The sequence below is a fragment of the Gilliamella sp. B2772 genome, from assembly GCF_026536985.1.
Classification (GTDB): Bacteria; Pseudomonadota; Gammaproteobacteria; order Enterobacterales; family Orbaceae; genus Gilliamella; species Gilliamella apicola_E.
In genome coordinates, this window is record NZ_JAFNNB010000004.1 from 170,563 (window position 1) to 194,791 (window position 24,229).

A 24,229-nucleotide genomic window follows, 5' to 3' on the forward strand; every position below is an offset into this window, starting at 1 on the left:
TATTGAATAATTCTAGTTTTTTATCAAAAGATATAGTTTTTAACTATATCAAAAGGTATAAAAAAATCCCTCTGTTTTTCAACAGAAGGATTGAAACAGATGAAAATTAATAAACTAACTACTGGCGCCATTCGCCACGAATTGGTCTTGAAAAATGAGCAAGCACAGCGATCATACAGATTTCAATCGATACACCCCAATAGATATGCCCTAAAATTTCACTCCAAAGTTCATAACCATTTAGGTTCCATAACCAACCAACGGTGCCTTGCGGATCATAAGCGGGATGACGAAAACCTAATAGCGGGATTAAAAAACCGTGCATCATAACGGTAATGATAATGCCATAAAATGCACCATACCATAATCGAATATTATTCCAAAAGTAGGCAATAAATACATAAACGAAGGCAAAGGCAAAACTAAATAACCAGTGATAAAGTGTTACTGCGCCCGAAACGATTGCCGTTTGGTAAACATAATCAAGTGAATGAGAATTAATGCCTAACCAACCAAGCCATGCATCAATATGTGCTGCTGGCGGTGAAATTTCCCCGGGAACACGAGGAGGCATATTAACTTCAGAACCCCATTTAACCAGTGCGCTAATGAATCCACCAATCAGAGTAGTCCAAACAATAATTTGTCGATTTATTTTATTTCCAAACATTTAATAATACCTTTATAGTTTAAAAGCTTGTAAATTATATCCGTAAGCAACCGTGGAAGAAAGGGGAATAAGCTGAATTGACCGAGTGTAAAAGTTATTGTTATAATTGGTAAAAATTATTTATTAAGCGTCTTTTAATAGCATCCTAAAAAGTAGCAAATAAATTATCCATGGATTTAGGTTATGAATGTCGAAATTGTACAATTTCCTGCTACACAATTAGCCGTCATTGAACATTATGGTTCACCTTTATTAGAGAATAACACTCTAAATAAATTCATTAAATGGCGACAAGAAAACAATTTTTTAGATAGTCAAAAGTATCAAAGTTATGGTATTCATTATACCAATCCCAACACGACGCCTCTCAATGAGCATCATGTCGATTTTGCAATATCGATAAATTGCACAATTCCCCCAAATGATTACGGAATCATCAATAAAAAAATACCACAACTTCGTTGTGCCAAGGCAAGGGATATTGGCTCTAGAGAAAATAATCAAGCCATTATTTACTTACTTGAAACATGGCTTCCACAAAGTGGCGAGCGAATAGGGAACTTTCCTCCAATTTTCCATTATGTAAATGTCGGTTTAAACATTCAACCACAAGAGATGATCACTGATGTTTATTTGCCTTTAGCGTAAATTAATTATTATCTTTTTAAAAATTAACGCTTATAAAAATAATTAACTGTATTTATTTACAGTGTTTTTGCTGTTATACTGCCAATATGGTAACCAACCTTATGTATTAATTTATTATGATAACGCAATTGACTATTAATAATTTTGCTATCGTCGATCAGTTGTTAGTTGATTTTACAACAGGGATGACCGCAATTACGGGTGAAACAGGCGCAGGTAAATCGATTGCGATCGATGCATTAGGGCTTTGTTTAGGAAATCGTTCTGATGCTTCAGCTATTCGTAATGGAGCTGATCGGGTTGATATTTCAGCCAGTTTTGTTCTTGATGATACTCCAGCAGCATACTCCTGGTTAACCGAAAATCAACTTGATGAAGGTAATGAATGTATTTTAAGAAGAGTTATCAATCAAGATGGGCGTTCGAAAGCATTTATTAATGGGCGTGCTGTTCCTATCTCACAATTAAAAGATTTAGGACAAATGTTAATACAAATTCATGGCCAACATGAACATCAGCGTTTATTACGAAGTGATTATCAACAAATTTTACTTAATCATTATATGAATGAGCCGACACTATTGTCGAATATGCAACAAGCTTATAAACAATGGAAATCTGCAAGCCAAGCTTATCAACAATATCTTTCTTCCAAACAAGAGCGTGATGCTCATGTTCAGTTATTACAATATCAATTAAAAGAGTTAAATGAATTTTCACCAATTGAAGGTGAATATCAACAAATCGATGAAGAATATAAAAAATTATCCAATAGCGAACAGCTAATTAATCTTAGCCAACAATCTATCATGCTATTAAATGAAGCAGACGAATATAATGTCAGCAACATGCTTAATAGTGTTAAACAAAGTATTCATGAGTTGGTCGCATTAGATCCTTCACTGAATGATGTTTTAGCTATGTTAGAAGATGCCGCTATTCAAATTAAAGAAGCTAGCTATGAATTACGCCATTATAGTGAGAGCTTAGAGCTCGATCCGGCAAGAGTGATGCAACTTGAACAACGCTTGTCTAAACAAATTGCTTTAGCGCGAAAACATCATGTTTCTCCTGAAGCATTACCTGAGTTACATCAAAATTTACTTAATGAATTTAAGCAGATTAATCAACAAGATGAACAAGGTGAACAGTTAAAAGAAGAGATCAAAAAGTATCAACAAATTGCGATAGAACTGGCTGCAAAATTGCATCAAAAACGATTAACAGTGAGTAAAACGTTGGCTAAAAAAGTAATGGCTATTATGCACGATTTATCTATGCCAAACGGTCAATTCAGTATAGATGTTATATTTGATGAAAATCGATTAGGTGAAGATGGCGCAGACCAAGTTTCTTTTTTAGTGAGTACTAATGCTGGGCAAGTCGTGCAGCCATTAGCCAAAGTTGCATCTGGTGGTGAATTGTCTCGTATCGCACTAGCCATACAGGTTTTGACCGCGCAAAAAATGGATACCCCAGCGTTGATTTTTGATGAAATTGATGTCGGTATTAGTGGACCAACAGCGGCTAAGGTTGGGCAACTGTTAAGGCAACTTGGTGAGTCAACACAAGTCATTACGGTAACGCATTTACCACAGGTAGCAGGTCAAGCTAATCAGCACTATTTTGTCAGTAAGCAAACGAATGGTAAACAAACATCGACAGATATGCAAAGATTAGATGAAAATGGACGTTTAAATGAACTAGCTCGGTTGTTAGGTGGGGATAAAATTACAGATGCAACGCTTGCCAATGCGAAAGAGTTACTTATTATCTAATTTAATTATGGTAATATATCGCCTTTAATTGGGATCGGAGAATAACGAGATCATGAGTCTATCTGGTAAACATATTTTATTAGGGATAACTGGTGGCATTGCTGCTTACAAATGCCCTGATCTTGTCCGCCATCTAAAAAAAGCAGGTGCGCAGGTACATGTGGTATTAACTGAGTCAGCGAGCCATTTTGTCACGCCAATGACATTGCAAGCATTGTCTGGTAATACGGTATCAAGTGATTTATTTGACCCTTCTGCTGAACTATCGATGAGTCATATTGAATTAGCTAAATGGGCTGATTTGGTATTAATTGCTCCCGCTACGGCAAATATCATTGCGAAAATGGCAAATGGTATTGCTGATGATCTTTTATCAACAGTGTGTCTTGCAACACCAGCTAAAATTGCCATAGCGCCAGCTATGAACCAACAGATGTATAAAGCTGCTGCAACTCAACAGAACTTAGCGACATTAGCTTCGCGAAATACCTTAATTTGGGGTCCTGATGATGGCTTTCAAGCTTGTGGTGATTTTGGCCCAGGGCGAATGGTTGAACCTGCAACTATTGCTAAGCATGTTGAGAAGTATTTTTCAGCAACGTCAACACTTGCTGGAACCGAGATTACCATTACTGCAGGCCCAACCATTGAAGAGCTTGATCCGGTACGCTATATCAGTAATTACAGTTCAGGTAAAATGGGTTATGCTATTGCTCAGGCAGCGGCTGAAATTGGAGCAACAGTAAACTTAATCAGTGGCCCAGTTAATTTAGCAACTCCAAATAATGTGAATCGCATTAATGTAAAAAGTGCTAATGAGATGTATGATGTGGCATTAAAGTTTGCTAAAAAATCATCAATTTTTATTTCTTGTGCTGCTGTTGCTGATTATAGAGCTGAAACTATTGCCACGAAAAAAATTAAAAAAACCGATGATAGTGATGAACTTGTTATTAAATTAGTTAAAAATCCTGATATTGTTGCCAACATTGCTTCATTAAAGAAAGGACGCCCGTTTGTTGTAGGCTTTGCCGCTGAAACCAATAACATAAAGGCTTATGCCCTTAAAAAATTAACCACTAAGAACTTAGATTTGATTTGTGCTAATGATGTGTCTGACAAGAAAATAGGCTTTAATTCTGATCAAAACGCATTAACCCTTTATTGGCAAAATGGTGAACAAACGTTACCATTAAGCAATAAGCAAGAATTAGCAAAAGAATTACTTCAAGCAGTTATAACACGATATAAAGCGAGTCATGATGAAAAGAAAAATTGATATAAAAGTATTAGATAAACGTTTAGGTAACGAGTTTCCACTGCCAACTTACGCAACTGAAGGTTCCGCAGGTATTGATTTAAGAGCGATGTTTGATAAAACAACCGAAATCAAAGCAGGCGAAACAATCTTAACCCCAACCGGATTATCAATGCATATTGCTGACCCTAGTTTAGCTGCATTAGTATTACCTCGTTCAGGCCTTGGTTCAAAAAATGGTATTGTCCTTGGTAATTTAGTCGGTTTAATTGATTCCGATTATCAAGGACAGTTGTTTGTTCCCCTTTGGAACCGAAGTCAAAACCCATTTGTTATTGAGCCAGGTGATCGTATTGCTCAATTAATTATTGTGCCAGTCGTGCAAGCAGAATTTAATATTGTTGATGATTTTATCGAATCAGCGCGTGGCGAAGGTGGATTTGGGCATTCAGGTAAGAAATAATCGTGAGTAGCAAAAATAAAAATCGTAAAGAAGATATACTTCAAGCATTAGCAACAATGCTTGAATCCAATGAGGGAACACAACGAATAACTACTGCTAAATTAGCTGCAACTGTTGGTGTTTCTGAAGCGGCATTGTATAGGCATTTTCCAAGTAAAACTAAAATGTTTGAAAGTTTGATCGTTTATATTGAAGACATTTTGCTTTCTCGCATCAATGTGATTTTGCAAGATGAACCAAAAACATTTACGCGGCTTCAACTTATTTTGGCTTTAATCCTTGGTTTTTCTGAAAAGAATCCTGGGTTGACTCGGATTATGACTGGTCATGCGTTAATGTTTGAGCAAGACCAATTGCAAGAACGAATCAGTCAATTATTTGAACGTATCGAAACGCAGATAAAGCAAGTTATACGAGAAAGAAAAATCCGTGAAGGTGTGGCCTTTACCACTGATGAACGTATTTTATCTAGTCAGTTACTTGCTTTTTGCGAAGGAATGATGGCTCGTTATTCCCGTTCTGGTTTTAAATATCTACCAACAACAAACTTTGAAACCCGTTGGGCTTTATTAGCAAAACAGTTAGTTTAAACCAATTTAATCGCAATTATTCAATTAACTATTTCTGTTATTTTTACAGAGGATAATTTCATGAGTTTTGAAAATATAGTAAACCAGATTTGGTTGTTTATTGAGAAATATGATGGCGTAGTAATCAGTTATATTGCTCATTTTTGTTTTGCCATTCTTATTTTTTTAATTGGTCGAACAATTGCTAAATTTGTTGCTCGTCAATTAAGAAGAATTTTAACTAATCGCCATGTCGATCCGACTGTAGTTAAATTTGTTAGTTCTTTATCTTATTATGCCATTATTGTTATGACGCTAGTTGCCGTGTTAGGTCAACTTGGTGTGCAAACCGCATCAATTGTTGCGGTAATTGGTGCCGCCGGCTTAGCCGTAGGTTTAGCTCTGCAAGGTTCGTTGTCTAATTTTGCAGCTGGTGTCATTTTAATTATCTTTCGCCCATTTAGAGTTGGTGAAACAGTCATTATTAATAATCAGCAAGGTGTTATTGATTCGATTCAAATTTTTTCAACAACTATTGTCACGCCAACGAATGAAATGGTCGTCATTCCAAATGGACAAGTGGTTAGTGCAAATATTATTAACTATACTCGTTTGCCAGAAAGACGTTTAGATATAGTTGTTAATGTGGGATATGATTCTGATATTCAGAAAGTTTATAAAGTATTAAGAGAAGCTGTAAATAAAACTGATAATATTTTAACGAGTAAAGAACCGATTATACGTTTGGATTTGCTGGATGCTTCATCCATGAATTTTAATGTTTTAGTCTGGACGTTAAATGCTAATTATGGACCAGTAAAAGCTGTATTACTTGAGAATATTAAAAATGGGCTAACTGAAAATGGCATTAATATTCCTTACCCAACTATGGATGTAAATCTTAGTTCTCCGTCGTAATTTTCAACTACATTATGTATTCCGTTGTCATTAAACAACGGAATCATTTTTCAAAAATTAGATATCTTGATCCATGTTTAAAGCTGGTTTATCACAATCAGGACAACCAACAATTTTAGCAGGAACACCAGCTACTGTTGTATGTTCAGGAACAGGCTCTAAAACGACTGAACCAGCTCCAATTTTTGCTCCTTTACCTATTTCTATATTTCCTAAAATCGTTGAGTGCGCACCAATCATCACTCCTTCACGAATTTTAGGATGACGATCGCCATTTTCTTTTCCGGTTCCACCTAATGTCACTGATTGTAAAATAGAAACATCATTTTCAATAACTACGGTTTCACCAATGACTATCCCTGTTGCATGGTCAAACATAACACCACAGCCAATTTTAGCTGCTGGATGGATATCAACGCCAAATACAATAGCAATTTGACTCTGTAAAAAAGTTGCTAGTGATTTACGGTTTTGTTTCCAAAGCCAGTGTGCAATTCGATAAGCTTGTAGTGAAAGAAAACCTTTATAATAAAGTAGCGGTGTGGAATAGTAATTGGTTGCTGGATCTCGAATGTAAACAGCAAGTATATCGGTAATCGCGGCATTGATTATGTTGTTATCTGCTTGATAAGTTTGTCTAGCAATTTCTCGAATCTCAATTGCCGGTACAACTTGGGTTGCAAGCTTGTTAGCTAAAATATAACTTAATGCACTACCTAAATTTTCATGATTAAGTAAAGTTGCATGGAAATAGCTTGCTAACATTGGCTCACTTTCAACGAGCTTTGATGCTTCTTCTCGGATTGTCTGCCATAACATGTCCGGTTTAACCACTTTTTTGCTTGTATTCACACCAAGTACCTATATAGATTTAAACGTCAGTCTCAACAATTTATATTGTTTCGCAAACTAAGAATAGAAGCAAGCTTTCTCTATAGATATTATAAAATGGGAACAATTTGTTCCCATTTTTACAACATTTAAGAATGATGGTTATTTTTCTGTTTTTTGTTTATTGTCACTTAAAGTAAATGTTGCAATAAATAAAATGACAAATACTATTGCTGCTAGTACATAGAAAGTAGTTGAATATCCTGTTTTATCAAATAACTTACCTACAATCCATGACAATACAATAACACCTACATTTGATGAGATGTTAAATCCAACTAAGTATAGTGTGGATGATAGTCTCGCATCAAAGTTGGCTACAGCGTATTTAAATACCGCTAGAATAAATAGTGGTGTTTCAATTGCGTGGAAAAGTTTAACTAATGAAATTAGATAAACATTATCTAACGTTGCAGATAACGAGATTCGGCATACCATTACCAACGCTGCTGCAAGTAAAGCTTTTTTTGCACCAATTTTATTAATAAAATAGGGTACTAAAATCATACAAGCTGCTTCTAAAAAAACTTGGAAAGAATTTAAATATCCATAAACTTGATAGCCACTTTCTGGTTTATCAAAGAAGCTGGTATAGAAATTTGGGAATAGTTGCTGATCATATATGGTATAAAAGCTATTAGTACCGATTATAAAAAAGACAAATAACCAAAACTTTTTCATACCAAATAGTGAAAAAATTTCACTCATGGTAGGGATAGATGGTTTTTCCATGACGGCTTGTGTTTTACCGTTTGCCAAAGACTCTTGTTTAGGTTTAAAAACTAAATTGATGGTGAAATAGATAGCTGCAACGCCAGATGCCATCCAGAAGTTAATGTGAGGGTTAATGCCAAATAAAATACCAGCAACAAAAGTTGCAGCAGCATAACCAAATGATCCCCAGAATCTTGCTGGCCCAAATTCAAAACCAAATAGACGACTAATTCGCTCGATAAAAGAGTCAATCAAAGCACATCCAGAAATAAAACCAGCACTTAATACTGGAGCTCCAATACAGACACCCAAAATAAAATCATTTCGAAGTAAAGGCTCATAGACATAAATTAAAAACGGGCCAATAAGTAACATGATAATACTTTGGAAGGTAATTACCGCTTTACCTATCTGCAATTTATCTTGGATAATGCCATAAAAAATCATAAAAAACATGGCTGCAGCAGAGTTAGCAGAATAAACAACCCCTAATTGTTCACCAGATAAACCAATTTGGCTTTTGAGCCAAATGGCATAAAAAGACCACCAAAGTGACCATGCTGCATAAAAGGTAACAAGATAGCCTGACGAGAACCAATAATTTCTATTTTGTATTATATCTATATTCATTTTCATTCTCTTTTTATGTTGAAGTTTAACGTTAACATGTTAATGTTAACATTATTGTCATAATTGGAATAAAATAGAAACAACCAATTATCATAAATGTTACTTTCCTCACACTTTTTATCATTTTTATTTGTGGTATTATCATACAAAGCTAAAATTTATTATTATTTTTAATGTGAGCAAAAGGATTCAACTATGGCTTCACTCAAGGATGTTGCTAGATTGGCATCAGTTTCATTGATGACGGTTTCTCGAGCAATCAATAATCCTGACAAACTCAATAAAGAAACATATAAAAAAGTGAAGAAAGCTATTGAGGAGCTTAATTATGTGCCGGATTTATCTGCACGAAAGATTCGAGGAGATAATTCTGGCCCTTATGCTATTGGTGTGCTGGCATTAGAAACGGCGACAACGCCATTCTCAGTTGAATTACTTCAAGCAATAGAAAAAACAGCTCAACAACATGGTTGGAATACGTTTATTGTTAATTTATTTGATGATAAAGATGCTGATCATGCGATTAATACTCTTTTATCTTATCGACCTAATGGTATTATTTATACAACAATGGGGTTAAGAAAAGTTCAACTGCCAGATAAATTGCTCGGTAAAAATGTGGTATTAGCAAACTGCATTAGTGATTCTGAGCAGCTTGCTTGTTACATCCCTGATGATTATTCTGGTCAATATCATGCGATGCAGAATGTAATAAATAAGGGATATAAAAAACCATTATGTATCTATTTATCAGAAAATACTTTAGCGGGTAAAATTAGGCGTAAAGCTGCTGAGCAAGCATGGTTAGATGCTGGCAACGATTTAAACGATATCAAGAGTTATCATACTTTAATGTCACCTGCAAACCTTTCCCTAGAATATATGATGACGATAGAAATTTTGGCAAAACATTGTGTTAAAAAACCAGATTTTGATGTATTAATTTGTGGTAACGATAGAATTGCTTTTGTTGCTTATCAATTTTTACTTGGTAAAGGATTTCATATTCCCAACGATGTTGCGGTTCTTGGTTATGACAATATGGTTGGTACTGGTGAACTTTTTTATCCTTCACTGACTACTGTACAATTACCACATTATGAAATAGGTCAAAAAGCAGCTCTGCATATAATCAATAGTGAAAGTAAAAAAACTATCACTCACATACCATCACCATATTTAGAACGAGAATCTTTATAACGAAAAAACCACCTTAGTTGGTGGTTTTTTATAAATTATTCATAAATTGATTTTAATTGCCAGCTATCTAATTTGGTAATTTTTGCTTGTCCATTTTCGGCAAATAAGTTAATTAACCTTTTTGCTGGTAATTTAGGATAAATACGGCTTGAGAGGCTATATAAATCTTTATTTATGAAAACTTCGACTGATGATGCATCAACAAAAATATGTAATGTTAGTTTTTTGGTTTTTGGTAATGGCACACTTCGATAACCTTTTAAGTCAATTCCAGAAAGACTTCGGTCTAGAATGATTCGGTTAGCTTGCCGATCAATGTACAATAAGGTTGCTTGCTTACCATCTGGTGTCGCAGCAAGTTGTAATCCAAAACGTTCAGCATTACTATTGACTAAATCAATTTCAACATTAATTTCACAACTAATTGATTCAATTTTGGTATTTTTTAATTCACTATTTAATTCAATATTAGTTAATGATTGTGGTTTTTCGCGAAGTGCCACAAGTTCTTTAATTGGTCGATTACGAACTCTATTTTGTCGATCTAGGATTAATTCGCGTGGTAAAGTAAATGCTCCCATCCATTTATCATGTTTACTTGGCATTTTTGATTCCCACATATCCATCCAACCAAACATAATACGACGACCATCTGCCGCGAGGAATGATTGTGGCGCATAAAAATCGTGACCAAAGTCCATCTCTTGGAATGATTTGATTATTGAAAATGGCTTACCTGGCTGCCAATCTCCAACGATATAACCAGATTGGAATCGATTTCGATATTGATAACCTTTTGCTTGCATACCTTGTGGTGAGAACATTAATACCCATTTATCTCCTAATGGGAAAAAGTCTGGACATTCAAGCATATAAACATTCGGATCGATATCACTGATAAGAACTTGTTCAAACTTCCAATCTTTTAAATCAGTTGAACGATAAAGTAACACTTGACCAACATCATTGGTTTCTCGCTGACCAACTACCATCCACCATTTACCATTTTGTTTAAACACTTTAGGATCACGAAAATGCATAATCCCTTCTTTTGGTGTAAGTACAGTTCCATGTTTTTTAAAATTAATACCATCTTTACTTGTGGCAAGACATTGAGTTTCTCGGATATGTTCATCATTACCTTGACCATTTAACCATATATGGCCTGTGTAAATTAAGCTCAATTCGCCATTATTATCTACAGCTGAACCTGAAAAACACCCACTCTTGTCATAATCATGATCTGGCGCAATTGCAATTGGTAATCTTCGCCATGTAATAAGATCATCACTTACTGCATGTCCCCAGTGCATTGGTCCCCAATTCTCATTATAAGGATGGTGTTGATAGAAAGCATGATATTGTCCTTTATAATAGACTAAGCCATTTGGATCATTCATCCAACCAGCTTGAGGTGATAAATGGAAATGAGGATAATATTGCTTATTCATTTCTTTTTCTAATTTTTTTATAGCTTGGTTAGCTTTATCAATTGCATTTGTCATAACATTCCCTTCTTTTATCATGAGTTAGGTTAATACGATTACATACTACATTAATTTTTTTGTTAACGTTAACTTATAGTGAAATAAACGTTAAAATATGTGATGATAGTCACATATTTTTAACGTTAACAATGATTTTTTTTATAAATGATTTAGTTTATAGTTAATATTGATTATCAACACATCAGCTAATCAATGCTTAATGAATTAATTTGAGTATGCTGAGATAGTAATGACACAAAAATTTAACCTATTAATAATATGAGTGACAAAATGAATAATACAAAAGTATGGTCTCTTGGTGATGCTGTTATTGATTTATTACCATTTGGTGAAATGAACTACCGAGCCTGTGCTGGAGGGGCTCCTGCAAATGTTGCTATTGGTATTGCTAAGTTAGGACTGCCCTCTGGTTTTATTGGTAGAGTTGGTAATGATCCATTTGGTCACTTCATGGAAAAGACTTTTTGTGAGCATCATGTTGATTGCCAAAGTCTTGAAAAGGATGAGGAGCATAGAACAAGCACTGTTGTTGTTGATTTAGGTGAAAATGGTGAACGAAGTTTTACCTTTCTTGTTTCACCTTCGGCCGATCAATTTTTGTCAGAACAAGCACTTCCTGATTTTAATCAAGATATTCTTCATTTTTGTTCTTTAGCATTAGTTGGAACAACTTGTCGACAAACGCTCAAACAAGCTATTGAGAAACTCAGTGATAAAAATGGTTTAATTAGTTTTGATATCAATTTACGTGAACAAATGTGGCAAGATAAAAATGAAATGCGCACAATTATCACTCAATTCTGTCATGATGCTGACATTCTTAAACTCTCTGATGAAGAGTTGTTTTGGTTAACTGAGAGCCAAGATTGGCATGTAGCACTCGATAAATTGCAACAACATTATAATGCACCACTTAAGTTAGTTACCAAAGGCAGAGATGGTAGTATTGTGTTATGGCAAGGTAAAACTTTTACTTTTGACTCATTTCATGTCAATAGCATTGATACAACTGGAGCTGGAGATGCATTTGTTGCAGGATTACTTAGCAGTATTGCTTTATCAGGTATGCCTGAGGATAAATTAATGTTAGAAAGTATGATGACTATAGCCAGCGCATGCGGAGCACTAGCTACCACCAAAAAAGGTGCATTAACGGCATTACCAGACAGTGGTTTTTTACAATCATTTATTAGTGATAATCCTGCACTAATAGCAAAACAGATGGGATAGTAAAATGACTGAAAAGGAGAAAATGTTAACAGGTTTACTTTATAATCCTTGTATTAATGAGCTTGAAAAAGAGCGAATTTATGCACAAGATCTCTGCTTTCAGTTAAACCAACTATCACCTTCAGCAGTGGATAAACGGCAACAACTTTTTAGAAAGCTATTAGGTAAAACACCGAAGCAATTTACAATTATGCCCGGTTTTCAATGTGATTATGGCTACAATGTTGAAATTGGAGAGAATTTTTTTGCTAATTTTAACTGCATCATGCTTGATGCGGCCAAAATTACATTCGGAGATAATGTCCTTGTCGCACCCAATTGCGGTTTTTATACCTCAGGTCACCCACTTGATAGCCAAATACGCAACAGTGGGCTTGAGTTTGCCAAACCGATTACGATCGGTAATAACGTTTGGATTGGTGGTAACGTAATTGTACTACCCAATGTGACTATCGGCGATAATACGGTTATTGCAGCAGGCAGTATTGTAGATCGAGATATCCCTTCAAATGTCGTTGCCATGGGTACGCCATGCCGAGTGTATAAAACACTTTAATGCCATTTAAACTATCTGTTTGCTACATTGTGCTCTAGCCCATGCATCAATAGTGAACACATCATCAATAGTGGCAGGTTCCGGAAAATTAAGTTGATCTAACGTGGTTGCAACTTGTTTGGCAATATCCATAAAACCAATTTTTTGCTGTAAAAATGCTTCAACTGCCACTTCGTTGGCAGCGTTAAGCGCTGTTGTTGCCGCTTGCCCTTCACCACAAGCCTCAATGGCTAATTTTAAGCATGGATAGCGAATAAAATCGGGTTGATTGAAGGTTAATGATGAGATTTGAGTAAAATCTAAAGCAGGTACACCGGATGAAATACGTAATGGATAAGACATTGAATAAGCAATTGGCGTACACATATCTGGCACGCCTAATTCTGCAATAATACTGCCATCTAGATAACGTACCATTGAGTGAATAATCGATTGAGGATGTACAATAATCTCCATCTGTTCAGAACTAGCATTAAACAACCAGCGTGCTTCAATGTATTCTAAGCCTTTATTCATCATCGTTGCCGAATCAACTGAAATCTTTTTACCCATTGACCAGTTAGGATGTAAAGTCGCTTGCGCAGGCGTGACTGAAGTTAATTGATTTAACGGTAGTTCCCGAAAAGGTCCGCCAGATCCGGTTAACACAATTTTGGCGATACCATGATCAGTCAGATTAGCAAATCCAAGATCATGTTGTACTGCGGTAGGTAAACTTTGAAAGATCGCATTATGTTCACTATCGACCGGCAGTAGCTCGGCGCCATATTGTTTCACCGCTTGCATAAATAAATGTCCACAAGTGACTAATGACTCTTTATTAGCTAGTAAAATGCGTTTACCTTTTTTAATTGCAGCAAGAGTCGGCCTTAATCCCGCAGCACCAACAATTGCAGCCATAACTTGGTTAACTTCGGGAAGCTGTGCTAAATCACACATAGCTTGCTCACCACTCAGTACTTCTATATTCAATTTTAGGTTAGCTAAATTTGCTTTAAGCTCTTGCGCTGCTTGTTTGCTCGCCATAGCAACATAGTTTGGTTTAAACTCCTGACACTGCTCTGTCATTTTTGCAACATTAGCGCCACCTACTAGCACATAAGCTTTGTATAAAGTTGGATTTTGCCGAATGACGGCTAATGTGCTACAGCCGATTGATCCTGTTGAACCTAAAATTGCGATATTTTTCATAATTAATAAATTAAACCAATGTTATTTTCTTCAAAGTAAGCGACGTAGTCTAAATCCGGCGCTCTATCGGTCATCACCAAATTAAACTGATCAAGGTTACAAATAAAAGCCGGTTTAACTTGATTAAACTTAGTATGATCGGCAATTAAAATATTTTGATTAGATTTTTTCATCGCCTGATGCTTCATATTCAGTTCATCAAAATGGTAACAAGTTGCACCTTGAGTGAGATCAATACCCGCTGCCGAAATAAAAGCTTTATTTGGACAGATAAAATCGATCGGATTATGGGAACTAATATTGGTAAAAATTGCATTATTAAGCTGATATTGCCCACCGCATAAAATGATTTTACATTTTGGTTTGTTTTGTAACGCTAGAAAAGCATTGAGTGAATAGCAGATTGCAGTAAAGGCGATATCATCACTAATTTCATCAATGATAAATTGCATGGTTGTACCACAATCAAAAAAAATGGTGTCGTTCTCATCAACAAATTGGCTAACCAACTTACCGATATAACGCTTTTCATCTACATGCTTATCTTGCTGATCTGAAACAAAATATTGTGATATGGTATGGCGTGCTTGGTTAACAATATAACCGCCTAAAACAGCTAAACATGAAGATTGATTACTAAGATCTCGACGAATCGTCATTTCAGAAACAGCAAGCATTTGCGCTGCTTGCTTTAAATGAATTTTATCGGTAATTTTTAATTGCTCAATAAGTGCATTAATTCTTTTTTGCGGTTGCGTTTCCATTGCCATTCCATAAATAGCAATAAGCTACTATACAGTAGCTTATAAAAGGATGAATTAATAGCCGCTAGATGATGCGTTATCGCCTGATACAATTGCAATACCAGCACTAGCGCCTAACCGTGTTGCACCAGCTTGAACCATTTTTTCAGCAGTTTGACGATCTCTAATGCCACCTGATGCTTTGACACCCATTTTATCACCGACTGTTTCGCGCATCAATTTAACATCTTCAACTGTTGCTCCTGATAAGCTAAATCCAGTTGAAGTTTTAACAAAAGCAACGCCAATTTCTTTACAAATTGTACAAACTGTAACGATTTCTTCTTTAGTTAATAAGCAAGTTTCTAAAATAACTTTTAACGGCACTGAACCACAAGCATTAAATACCGCTTGAATATCTTCTTTAACGGCCGTTAAATCATTGCTTTTTAGCCAGCCGACATTGATAACCATATCGATCTCTTCTGCACCAGCTTTGACTGCCATTTCAGTCTCAAATGCTTTAGCTGAAGTCAGCATAGCACCTAAAGGAAAGCCAACGACTGAACAAACCTTTACATCGCTACCTTTAAGCAAGCTAGCGACTAAAGGCACATAGCCTGAATTAACACATACAGAATAGAAATGATACTGCTTTGCTTCTTCACAAAGTTTACGTATTTGATCTTCTGTGGCATTCATCGCCAGTAAAGTATGATCAATATACTTTGCATAATCCATAATGATGTCCTTTAATTTTTGTTAGTAATGTCTAGTAAATGATTTTAGTATTAAGTAAATGATGTTATAAAAATAACATATATAGCCCTATAATGTTATTTTCGTAACATTATATACTTAAATTTTGATAATTAAAAACTAAACTATTTAATAAACTTAAACAATTGAATCAAATCAGACTGGAAACCATGATTTTGACAAACTTGATTATTTTACTGGCTAATAATGCGCTAATACGGACACATTGTTTACCCTTTAATTTTGCATAAGCGCATTATCTTCATTGAGCAACTGTAGATAAACTCAGTTAGACTTTATATCGCTTAAATAGAAGGATAGCTGTTTATTTTATTGAGTGATTTTTTATTTTTGATCTATTCGCTAACTGATAAAACTAATATTTTGTATTTTTCAGCGGTAATTAAATGATTGATAGTTGATTGGTAAAAATCAAAAAAACCTAGTTTTATCAACTAGGCTTTTTAGCCAAGAGATTAAAATTCCATTAACTCTTTTTCTTTATCTGCAAGCACTGCATCTAATTTTTTGATAGCTGCATCTGTTGCTTTTTGAATTAAATCTTGTGATTTACGTTCATCATCTTCTGAGATTTCTTTATCTTTTAACAAAGCTTTGATTTGATCGTTAGCATCACGACGAATATTTCGAATTGACACACGACCTTGTTCTGCTTCATTACGCACTATTTTAGTTAAATCACGACGACGTTCTTCAGTTAATGGTGGTAGAGGTACTCGAATAACTGTCCCTGCTGAAGCAGGATTAAGTCCTAAATCAGAGGTCAAAACCGCCTTTTCAATCATTGGTGTTAATGATTTATCAAATACCGTAATGGCTAGAGTTCTTGCATCTTCAGCGACAACGTTAGCTAGCTGACGTAATGGTGTAGGACTACCGTAGTATTCAACCATAATACCGTCTAATAAGCTTGGTGAAGCACGTCCAGTTCTGACTTTAGAAATATGATTTTGAAACGCTTCAATACTTTTTTCCATGCGCGTTTGCGCTTCTTTTTGAATCTCATTTAGCATAATAAAAACCTTTTTAAATAATTAAGACTAACAGCTCACTGTAGTCTGATTATTGATTAATGTTCCCTCTTGCTCGCCTAAAATGACACGACGTAATGCACCAGGTTTATTCATATTAAAAACACAAATTGGTAGATTATGATCTCGTGCTAATGTAAATGCGGCTAAATCCATGACTTTTAATTCATCGTCCAACACTTTCTCATAGTTAAGTGTTTTATATAGTGTAGCATTGGGATTTTTTACTGGATCGGCAGAATAAACACCATCAACTTTGGTTGCTTTTAAAACGACATCTGCTTCAATTTCAATACCACGTAAACAAGCCGCAGAGTCAGTTGTGAAAAATGGGTTGCCTGTTCCTGCAGAAAGAATAACGACTTTACCATGTTTAAGCAAGCTAATTGCTTCAGTCCAGCGATAATCGTCGCAAACTCCGTTTAATGGGATTGCCGACATCAAACGTGCATTAACTTCAATGCGGTGCAAAGCATCACGCATGGCAAGGCCATTCATAACTGTTGCTAGCATCCCCATATGGTCACCAACAACACGGTTCATACCCGCTTTAGCAAGTCCTGCACCACGAAATAGGTTACCACCTCCGATAACAACAGCAACCTGAACTTCCATGTCGATAAGTTCTTTAATTTCTTGTGCCATACGATCAAGAACGGTTGGATCAATACCAAAACCTTCATCACCTTGTAATGCTTCACCACTGAGTTTAAGAAGGATACGTTTATAGAAAGGGGTTACCATATGAAATCTCACTATATTTTATTACTTAAAAATCTAGAATAACTAGCTGGCAATCATTTTAAAATATTTTGCAGATAAACAAAACCGCCATTACGGCGGTTTCGATAAAAACAATTAAGATTGTTTTGATATCGCAGCAACCTCGGCTGCAAAGTCAACTTCGACTTTTTCGATACCTTCACCCACTTCGAAGCGGATAAATGTTGCAATTGTTGCTTTTTTCTCAGCAAGTAAATCACCAACTGTTTTACTTGGATCCATTACAAATGGTTGACCAGTAAGTGATACTTCACCTGTGAATTTACGCATACGGCCTTCAACCATTTTTTCTGCGATTTCACGAGGTTTACCTGATTGCATTGCAATATCGATTTGAATATTACGTTCATGTTCAACTACATCAGCAGGTACATCACTTGGGTCAACATATTCTGGTTTGCTTGCTGCAATGTGCATTGCAATGTGTTTAACTAATTCCTCATCACAACCACTATTAGCTGCAACTAAAACGCCAATGCGCGCGCCGTGTTGATAACTACCAACTACATCACCAGCAATTTCTTTAATGCGACGGATGCCAATATTCTCACCAATTTTAGCTACTAGTGCAGTACGTTCTTCTTCAAATTTTGCTTGTAGCGTTGCAAGATCAGTGATTCGATCATTTAAAGCTGCTGTTGCTACTTTTTCACTAAATGCTAAGAATCCAGCATCTTTAGCTACGAAGTCAGTTTCACAGTTGATTTCTAAAATAACACCTACTTTTTTATCAGCAGAAATTTTTGAAATGATTACACCTTCAGCTGCAACACGACCAGCTTTTTTAGCTGCTTTTGCTTGACCTGATTTACGCATGTTGTCGATAGCAAGATCGATATCACCATTTGCTTCAACTAATGCTTTCTTACATTCCATCATACCTGCGCCAGTTCTTTCACGCAGTTCTTTTACCATAGAAGCGGTAACTTCAGCCATTTTTAAATCCTCTATTTAACCATTTTGATGATTTTCATTAGAATGGGTCGATGATATTATCGACCCTGAAAATATTTGAGTTTATTACTCTGCTGCTGGAGCTTCTTCAACAAAGCTTTCTTCAGATACTGGAGATTGATTTTGTTCACGACCAGAACGAACTGCTTCAGCAACCGCATTTGCATATAATTGAATTGCACGGATCGCATCATCATTACCAGGAACGATGTAATCAATACCATCTGGATCTGAATTAGTATCAACAACAGCAATGACTGGAATACCTAAATTGTTAGCTTCTTTGATTGCGATATGTTCATGGTCTGCACCAATTACAAAAATCACATCGGGTAAGCCACCCATATTTTTAATTCCACCCAAGCTATTTTCTAATTTAGCCATTTCACGAGCACGCATAAGTGCTTCTTTTTTGGTTAATTTATCAAATGTACCATCATTAGCTTGTGTTTCTAAATCTTTAAGACGTTTGATTGATTGACGTACTGTTTTCCAGTTAGTCAACATACCACCTAACCAGCGGTGATTAACGTAATATTGTCCACAGCTTTCAGCTGCTTGTTTAATTGCTTCACTTGCAGCACGTTTTGTACCAACAAATAAAATTTTACCTTTACGCGCAGCAATCTTGTTTAATTCAGCTAATGCTTCATTGAACATAGGTACTGTTTTTTCAAGATTGATGATGTGTACTTTGTTGCGTGCACCAAAAATAAATGGTTTCATTTTTGGGTTCCAATAACGAGTTTGGTGTCCAAAGTGTACACCTGCTTGTAACATATCGCGCATTGATACTGTAGTCATGATTTCCTCATTTTGACGTTGGGGTTATGCCTCCACATATCCGCTTTATCCGACCTTAATACGCAAAGTAAAAGGCACCCCGGAAAAGAGTAATGATATGTGTGTGTTATAACATTAATTAAGTTTTAAAATTTGTGCTTTATTTCACAAATATTTTTGAAAAATGAATGTGAAAAGTAGCGCGCGTTTTATACCATATTTTAGTGAGATTTGCTAGTTTTTTCTTATAGAAAAAGAATAATGTAGATTTTTGAGAAAAAAATCATGCTAGTGCAGAATAAAAAATTCATAAAATCGATAACCGTGCTGAGAGGTTTTAAAGATTATCAATAAGGCATTTGTTGTTCTTATTGATGAATTAGATATATCATTAGCACCTGTAGAGGAAATAATAAATAAACTTCAAAAAAATGATTTATCACCTAATATAAAATATGTATCAAGTATGGACGATTCAAATTTTGCTGCGCAGCATTTTAATGCTTTACATGTGGTAAATTTTTATACAGTTTCCCTTCGTAAAGCTTTTCTATTCCCCAATATGATTGAAAAATTTTAATTATCTATTTCGTTAAAAGCTATAAGTAATAAACAAGCTATAATTGTCTATCAAGATAAAACAAGCATTGTTGAGTAAATTATATATAAGGGATTTTGTCTATTAAAGGATACTCGAAAAGTATTAGACGAACGTGGATTTTTTATTTTTGTGTGAATTGATTTATATGGTAAAACCATTAAATAATTTTTTGTTATTAAATGGTTTTAACAAAGGTTTAACTAAAGATATTTTTTCATTAATCTATATAAAATAAGTTAAATATTGGTTAATGCAATTACGCTTTTTTAACAAAACAAGCTTTCAGCATTACTTTCATTCCATCAACCTTACAATCGATTTCGTGATCGCCGTCTACAAGACGAATGCCTTTAGCTTTGGCTCCTTTTTTGAGAACAGTTGATGAACCTTTTAATTTTAGATCTTTTATTAAAATAATATCATCACCATCAACAAGTGTATTGCCATTACTATCTTTAACTTGTAATTCATCATTGGTTGAGGTTTCTTGATTTGGATCCCATTCATGTGCACATTCAGGGCAAACATAAAATGTGCCATCATGGTAAGTATGTTCTGATTGGCAAACAGGGCAATTAGGTATCGATTCCATAGCTTTTCATTATTCCACGTTAAATAAAATAGTGGTTACTATAGCAAAAAAAGGCTGTTTAGTCATTGTATTCTCTTCTCTTTTTAAGAGGTGGTTATGCCAAATTTATTATTTTTTTCAATTGCACACTGCAATATAATTAAGGTCATTTTTTATAACATTTTGTTTGGCTTTTTTTAGTTTATTTTTATCCATATCTATGCCGATAATATGACAAAAATAAACAAAATGTAGTTGAGATAAAAAAGTGGGCAACGACTATAACTTATTTAATTAACACTGAGAACAAGAAAAAAAGGTGCACATAGTGCACCTTCTTTTCTTGAGCTGATTAAGCTTAAATTATTTAATAACTTTAGCAACAACACCAGCACCAACAGTACGACCACCTTCACGGATAGCGAAACGTAAGCCGTCTGCCATTGCGATTGGGTGAATTAATGATACTGTCATTTTGATGTTATCACCTGGCATTACCATTTCTACGCCTTCTGGTAATTCAATAGTACCAGTTACGTCAGTTGTACGGAAGTAGAACTGTGGACGGTAGCCTTTGAAGAATGGAGTATGACGACCACCTTCATCTTTGCTTAGGATATATACTTCTGATTCAAAATCTGTATGTGGAGTGATTGAACCTGGTTTTGCTAATACTTGACCACGTTCGATTTCTTCACGTTTTGTACCACGTAGTAATACACCTACGTTCTCACCAGCACGACCTTCGTCTAATAATTTACGGAACATTTCAACGCCAGTACAAGTTGTTTTGGTTGTTGGTTTGATACCAACGATTTCAACTTCTTCACCAACTTTGATTACACCACGCTCTACACGACCTGTTACCACTGTACCACGTCCTGAAATTGAGAACACGTCTTCAATTGGAAGTAGGAATGGTTTGTCGATATCACGCTCTGGTTCCGGAATGTAGCTGTCTAAAGCTTCAGCTAATTCAACAATTTTTTCTTCCCATGCTGCATCGCCTTCTAACGCTTTTAACGCTGAACCACGAATTACTGGAGTATCATCACCTGGGAAATCGTATTGAGATAGAAGTTCACGTACTTCCATTTCAACTAATTCTAATAACTCTTCATCATCAACCATATCGCATTTATTTAAGAATACGATGATGTAAGGAACACCTACTTGACGACCTAAAAGGATGTGCTCACGAGTTTGTGGCATAGGACCATCAGTTGCTGCTACTACTAAAATAGCACCGTCCATTTGAGCCGCACCAGTGATCATGTTTTTAACATAGTCAGCATGGCCCGGACAGTCAACGTGTGCGTAGTGACGAGTTGGTGTATCGTATTCAACGTGTGAAGTGTTGATGGTGATACCACGTGCTTTTTCTTCTGGTGCATTATCGATTTGATCGAATGCACGAGCTTGACCGCCGTATTTTTTAGAAAGTACAGAAGTAATAGCTGCTGTTAAAGTTGTTTTACCATGGTCAACGTGGCCGATTGTACCAACGTTAACGTGGGGTTTTGTACGTTCAAATTTTTCTTTAGACATCTTAATGTTCCTTTATTAAATCACTTCCCTAATTTTGTAGGGAAGTGTTACTTTATTTATATAAATAATTATTTCGCTTTACGAGCTTCAATAATTGCTGTTACGATGTTTGAAGGTGCTTCGTTATACTTCAAGAACTCCATAGAGTAAGAAGCACGACCTTGTGTTTGTGAACGAAGGTCTGTCGCATAACCAAACATTTCAGAAAGTGGAACTTGTGCTTTAACTGTTTTACCAGTTGCAGTATCTTCCATACCTTCGATCATACCACGACGACGGTTTAAGTCACCGATAACGTCACCCATATAATCTTCAGGGGTTTCAACTTCTACTTTCATAATTGGTTCTAAAAGCACAGGTTTAGCTTTCATGAAGCCTTCTTTAAATGCCATTGATGCGGCAAGTTTAAAGGCAATTTCGGATGAGTCGACATCATGGTAAGAACCAAAATGTAAACGCACACCAAGATCCACTACCGGATAGCCAGCTAAAGGACCTGATTTCAATTGCTCTTGGATACCTTTATCAACTGCTGGAATAAATTCACCAGGAATTACCCCACCTTTGATTTCGTTAACAAATTCGTAACCAGCACCACCCGCTTCTAATGGATACAAGTCGATAACAACATGACCGTATTGACCACGACCACCAGATTGTTTTGCATGTTTACCTTCGATATCTTTAACTGTTGTACGAATTGTTTCACGGTAAGCAACTTGAGGTTTACCGACATTCGCTTCAACGTTAAATTCACGTTTCATACGGTCTACGATGATTTCAAGATGTAATTCACCCATACCAGCAATGATAGTTTGGTTTGATTCTTCATCAGTCCATACACGGAATGATGGATCTTCTTTTGCCAAACGACCTAAAGCAATACCCATTTTTTCTTGGTCAGCTTTAGTTTTAGGTTCTACTGCAACCGAGATAACTGGCTCAGGGAATTCCATTCTTTCAAGAATAATTGGTGAATTTTCAGCACAAAGCGTATCACCAGTTGTGACATCTTTAAGACCTATTGCTGCTGCAATGTCACCCGCACGAACTTCTTTGATTTCTTCACGTTTGTTCGCATGCATCTGTACGATACGACCAAAGCGTTCTTTACGATCTTTAACTGAGTTAAGAACTGAGTCACCAGAGTTAACTACACCAGAGTAAACGCGGAAGAAGGTTAAGTTACCAACAAATGGGTCAGTTGCAATTTTAAATGCAAGTGCAGCAAATGGTTCATCATCACTTGAATGACGTTCTGCTGGTTCACCATTTTGTAATTCACCTTTAATCGCAGGGACATCAGTTGGAGCAGGTAGATACTCAATAACTGCGTCAAGCATGAACTGAACGCCTTTATTTTTAAATGCACTACCACATGTTACCAAGATGATTTCGTTAGCAAGTACGCGTTCACGTAGTGCTTTTTTAACTTCTTCTTCAGTTAACTCATCACCACCTAGGTATTTTTCCATTAACTCTTCGTTAGCTTCTGCTGCAGCTTCGATTAAGTTTGCACGCCATTCTTCAACTTGCTCAACCATGTCAGCTGGCACATCTTCATAAGTAAAGGTTGTACCTTGGTCTGCATCATTCCAGTTAATTGCTTTACGTTTAAGTAAATCAACAACACCAGTAAAGCCTTCTTCAGCACCGATTGGTAATACTAATGGAACAGGCACTGCCGCTAAACGTGTTTTGATTTGTTCAACCACACGTAAGAAGTTAGCACCCATACGGTCCATTTTGTTTACAAATGCGATACGAGGAACTTTATATTTGTTAGCTTGGCGCCATACTGTTTCTGATTGAGGTTGAACACCACCAACCGCACAGTAAACCATTACTGCACCATCAAGAACACGCATAGAACGTTCAACTTCGATTGTGAAGTCAACGTGTCCCGGGGTGTCGATGATATTGATACGGTGTGGTTCAAATTGTTGTCCCATACCTGACCAGAATGCAGTTGTCGCTGCTGAAGTGATAGTAATACCACGTTCTTGTTCTTGTTCCATCCAGTCCATGGTAGCTGCGCCATCATGAACCTCACCAATTTTGTGACTTACACCAGTATAAAACAAAATACGTTCGGTAGTTGTTGTTTTACCTGCGTCAATATGTGCACTGATACCGATATTACGGTAGCGTGCTATAGGGGTTGTACGAGCCATATTAATCCTCTATTTAGAATCGTTTGCTTAATAAAAT

23 protein-coding genes are annotated in these 24,229 nt (G+C 35.9%); 9 read left to right on the forward strand and 14 right to left on the reverse strand.

The window, feature by feature from the left end; all coding sequences use genetic code 11:
* Window positions 1–118 precede the first annotated feature (118 nt).
* On the reverse strand, window positions 119–670 hold the full coding sequence (locus tag J3T98_RS09760; protein WP_065562709.1) for a YagU family protein: 552 nt from the start codon (window positions 668–670) through the stop codon (window positions 119–121).
* Window positions 671–853: 183 nt separating this feature from the next.
* Here J3T98_RS09760 and J3T98_RS09765 point away from each other — a divergent pair, with 183 nt between their 5' ends.
* The 6 genes from J3T98_RS09765 (at window position 854) to J3T98_RS09790 (ending at window position 6,304) form a co-directional block, all read left to right on the forward strand.
* Window positions 854–1,318, forward strand: a complete 465-nt coding sequence (locus J3T98_RS09765) for an AraC family transcriptional regulator (protein WP_065733690.1) — start codon at window positions 854–856, stop codon at window positions 1,316–1,318.
* A 116-nt stretch (window positions 1,319–1,434) separates the two neighbouring features.
* Complete coding sequence (recN, locus tag J3T98_RS09770) at window positions 1,435–3,096, forward strand: DNA repair protein RecN (RefSeq protein WP_267362732.1); 1,662 nt, start codon at window positions 1,435–1,437, stop codon at window positions 3,094–3,096.
* A 49-nt stretch (window positions 3,097–3,145) separates the two neighbouring features.
* Entirely contained in the window at window positions 3,146–4,375 is a 1,230-nt protein-coding gene (coaBC, locus tag J3T98_RS09775) for a bifunctional phosphopantothenoylcysteine decarboxylase/phosphopantothenate--cysteine ligase CoaBC (protein ID WP_416380480.1), read from the forward strand.
* Entirely contained in the window at window positions 4,359–4,817 is a 459-nt protein-coding gene (dut, locus tag J3T98_RS09780) for a dUTP diphosphatase (RefSeq protein ID WP_065733692.1), read from the forward strand. The genes coaBC and dut overlap by 17 nt, the downstream gene beginning before the upstream one ends.
* Window positions 4,818–4,819: 2 nt before the next feature.
* Window positions 4,820–5,407: a nucleoid occlusion factor SlmA gene (gene slmA / locus J3T98_RS09785; RefSeq protein WP_255305725.1), complete on the forward strand. Its 588-nt coding sequence runs from the start codon at window positions 4,820–4,822 to the stop codon at window positions 5,405–5,407.
* A 60-nt stretch (window positions 5,408–5,467) separates the two neighbouring features.
* Window positions 5,468–6,304, forward strand: a complete 837-nt coding sequence (locus J3T98_RS09790) for a mechanosensitive ion channel domain-containing protein (protein WP_065562705.1) — start codon at window positions 5,468–5,470, stop codon at window positions 6,302–6,304.
* A 57-nt stretch (window positions 6,305–6,361) separates the two neighbouring features.
* On the opposite strand, the gene cysE is transcribed toward J3T98_RS09790, so the two are convergent.
* Window positions 6,362–7,123 carry a serine O-acetyltransferase gene (gene cysE / locus J3T98_RS09795; protein ID WP_416380652.1) on the reverse strand — a complete coding sequence of 254 codons (762 nt, stop codon included), beginning with the start codon at window positions 7,121–7,123 and terminating at the stop codon, window positions 6,362–6,364.
* Window positions 7,124–7,297: 174 nt separating this feature from the next.
* A complete protein-coding gene (locus J3T98_RS09800) occupies window positions 7,298–8,539 on the reverse strand; it encodes an oligosaccharide MFS transporter (protein WP_218059968.1) in 1,242 nt (413 codons plus the stop codon).
* A 195-nt stretch (window positions 8,540–8,734) separates the two neighbouring features.
* On the opposite strand from J3T98_RS09800, the gene J3T98_RS09805 reads away from it, so the two are divergent.
* Entirely contained in the window at window positions 8,735–9,739 is a 1,005-nt protein-coding gene (locus tag J3T98_RS09805; protein WP_267362734.1) for a LacI family DNA-binding transcriptional regulator, read from the forward strand.
* A gap of 35 nt (window positions 9,740–9,774) precedes the next feature.
* Here J3T98_RS09805 and J3T98_RS09810 read toward each other — a convergent pair whose 3' ends face one another.
* On the reverse strand, window positions 9,775–11,244 hold the full coding sequence (locus tag J3T98_RS09810; RefSeq protein WP_065733695.1) for a glycoside hydrolase family 32 protein: 1,470 nt from the start codon (window positions 11,242–11,244) through the stop codon (window positions 9,775–9,777).
* 273 nt (window positions 11,245–11,517) lie between these two features.
* Between J3T98_RS09810 and J3T98_RS09815 the strand changes: the two genes are divergently transcribed.
* Both J3T98_RS09815 and J3T98_RS09820 read left to right on the forward strand, forming a co-directional pair.
* Window positions 11,518–12,477 carry an aminoimidazole riboside kinase gene (locus J3T98_RS09815; protein WP_267332234.1) on the forward strand — a complete coding sequence of 320 codons (960 nt, stop codon included), beginning with the start codon at window positions 11,518–11,520 and terminating at the stop codon, window positions 12,475–12,477.
* A 4-nt stretch (window positions 12,478–12,481) separates the two neighbouring features.
* Complete coding sequence (locus J3T98_RS09820) at window positions 12,482–13,033, forward strand: sugar O-acetyltransferase (RefSeq protein WP_267342338.1); 552 nt, start codon at window positions 12,482–12,484, stop codon at window positions 13,031–13,033.
* Window positions 13,034–13,039: 6 nt separating this feature from the next.
* Here J3T98_RS09820 and ispC read toward each other — a convergent pair whose 3' ends face one another.
* The 10 genes from ispC to fusA form a co-directional block, all read right to left on the reverse strand.
* Window positions 13,040–14,224 (reverse strand): 1-deoxy-D-xylulose-5-phosphate reductoisomerase, encoded by a 1,185-nt coding sequence (ispC, locus tag J3T98_RS09825; protein WP_267362735.1) that lies wholly within the window; start codon window positions 14,222–14,224, stop codon window positions 13,040–13,042.
* Between the two features lie 2 nt (window positions 14,225–14,226).
* The gene (gene deoR, locus J3T98_RS09830) at window positions 14,227–14,988 is read right to left on the reverse strand and encodes a DNA-binding transcriptional repressor DeoR (RefSeq protein WP_267362736.1); all 762 of its coding nucleotides are present in this window, start codon (window positions 14,986–14,988) and stop codon (window positions 14,227–14,229) included.
* Between the two features lie 54 nt (window positions 14,989–15,042).
* A complete protein-coding gene (gene deoC / locus J3T98_RS09835; protein WP_267341059.1) occupies window positions 15,043–15,708 on the reverse strand; it encodes a deoxyribose-phosphate aldolase in 666 nt (221 codons plus the stop codon).
* A gap of 494 nt (window positions 15,709–16,202) precedes the next feature.
* The gene (gene frr, locus J3T98_RS09840) at window positions 16,203–16,760 is read right to left on the reverse strand and encodes a ribosome recycling factor (RefSeq protein ID WP_065562696.1); all 558 of its coding nucleotides are present in this window, start codon (window positions 16,758–16,760) and stop codon (window positions 16,203–16,205) included.
* Window positions 16,761–16,787: 27 nt separating this feature from the next.
* Window positions 16,788–17,522: a UMP kinase gene (pyrH, locus tag J3T98_RS09845; RefSeq protein ID WP_065562695.1), complete on the reverse strand. Its 735-nt coding sequence runs from the start codon at window positions 17,520–17,522 to the stop codon at window positions 16,788–16,790.
* 114 nt (window positions 17,523–17,636) lie between these two features.
* Window positions 17,637–18,497, reverse strand: coding sequence for a translation elongation factor Ts (tsf, locus tag J3T98_RS09850; protein WP_267332236.1), 861 nt, complete (start codon window positions 18,495–18,497; stop codon window positions 17,637–17,639).
* An 84-nt stretch (window positions 18,498–18,581) separates the two neighbouring features.
* Entirely contained in the window at window positions 18,582–19,319 is a 738-nt protein-coding gene (gene rpsB / locus J3T98_RS09855; protein ID WP_034882419.1) for a 30S ribosomal protein S2, read from the reverse strand.
* Window positions 19,320–20,155: 836 nt separating this feature from the next.
* Window positions 20,156–20,491, reverse strand: a complete 336-nt coding sequence (locus tag J3T98_RS09860; protein WP_065733703.1) for a zinc ribbon domain-containing protein YjdM — start codon at window positions 20,489–20,491, stop codon at window positions 20,156–20,158.
* A 342-nt stretch (window positions 20,492–20,833) separates the two neighbouring features.
* A complete protein-coding gene (tuf, locus tag J3T98_RS09865) occupies window positions 20,834–22,018 on the reverse strand; it encodes an elongation factor Tu (RefSeq protein WP_065733704.1) in 1,185 nt (394 codons plus the stop codon).
* 68 nt (window positions 22,019–22,086) lie between these two features.
* Complete coding sequence (gene fusA, locus J3T98_RS09870; RefSeq protein WP_065562791.1) at window positions 22,087–24,192, reverse strand: elongation factor G; 2,106 nt, start codon at window positions 24,190–24,192, stop codon at window positions 22,087–22,089.
* Window positions 24,193–24,229 lie beyond the last annotated feature (37 nt).

Coding starts and splice junctions, on each gene's coding strand:
- J3T98_RS09760 (WP_065562709.1), bottom strand. CDS start 670: ATGTTTGGAAATAAAATAAATCGACAAATTATTGTTTGGACTACTCTG.
- J3T98_RS09765 (WP_065733690.1), top strand. CDS start 854: ATGAATGTCGAAATTGTACAATTTCCTGCTACACAATTAGCCGTCATT.
- recN (WP_267362732.1), top strand. CDS start 1,435: ATGATAACGCAATTGACTATTAATAATTTTGCTATCGTCGATCAGTTG.
- dut (WP_065733692.1), top strand. CDS start 4,359: ATGAAAAGAAAAATTGATATAAAAGTATTAGATAAACGTTTAGGTAAC.
- J3T98_RS09790 (WP_065562705.1), top strand. CDS start 5,468: ATGAGTTTTGAAAATATAGTAAACCAGATTTGGTTGTTTATTGAGAAA.
- cysE (WP_416380652.1), bottom strand. CDS start 7,123: ATGTTATGGCAGACAATCCGAGAAGAAGCATCAAAGCTCGTTGAAAGT.
- J3T98_RS09800 (WP_218059968.1), bottom strand. CDS start 8,539: ATGAATATAGATATAATACAAAATAGAAATTATTGGTTCTCGTCAGGC.
- J3T98_RS09805 (WP_267362734.1), top strand. CDS start 8,735: ATGGCTTCACTCAAGGATGTTGCTAGATTGGCATCAGTTTCATTGATG.
- J3T98_RS09810 (WP_065733695.1), bottom strand. CDS start 11,244: ATGACAAATGCAATTGATAAAGCTAACCAAGCTATAAAAAAATTAGAA.
- J3T98_RS09815 (WP_267332234.1), top strand. CDS start 11,518: ATGAATAATACAAAAGTATGGTCTCTTGGTGATGCTGTTATTGATTTA.
- J3T98_RS09820 (WP_267342338.1), top strand. CDS start 12,482: ATGACTGAAAAGGAGAAAATGTTAACAGGTTTACTTTATAATCCTTGT.
- ispC (WP_267362735.1), bottom strand. CDS start 14,224: ATGAAAAATATCGCAATTTTAGGTTCAACAGGATCAATCGGCTGTAGC.
- deoR (WP_267362736.1), bottom strand. CDS start 14,988: ATGGAAACGCAACCGCAAAAAAGAATTAATGCACTTATTGAGCAATTA.
- deoC (WP_267341059.1), bottom strand. CDS start 15,708: ATGGATTATGCAAAGTATATTGATCATACTTTACTGGCGATGAATGCC.
- frr (WP_065562696.1), bottom strand. CDS start 16,760: ATGCTAAATGAGATTCAAAAAGAAGCGCAAACGCGCATGGAAAAAAGT.
- pyrH (WP_065562695.1), bottom strand. CDS start 17,522: ATGGTAACCCCTTTCTATAAACGTATCCTTCTTAAACTCAGTGGTGAA.
- tsf (WP_267332236.1), bottom strand. CDS start 18,497: ATGGCTGAAGTTACCGCTTCTATGGTAAAAGAACTGCGTGAAAGAACT.
- rpsB (WP_034882419.1), bottom strand. CDS start 19,319: ATGACTACAGTATCAATGCGCGATATGTTACAAGCAGGTGTACACTTT.
- J3T98_RS09860 (WP_065733703.1), bottom strand. CDS start 20,491: ATGGAATCGATACCTAATTGCCCTGTTTGCCAATCAGAACATACTTAC.
- tuf (WP_065733704.1), bottom strand. CDS start 22,018: ATGTCTAAAGAAAAATTTGAACGTACAAAACCCCACGTTAACGTTGGT.
- fusA (WP_065562791.1), bottom strand. CDS start 24,192: ATGGCTCGTACAACCCCTATAGCACGCTACCGTAATATCGGTATCAGT.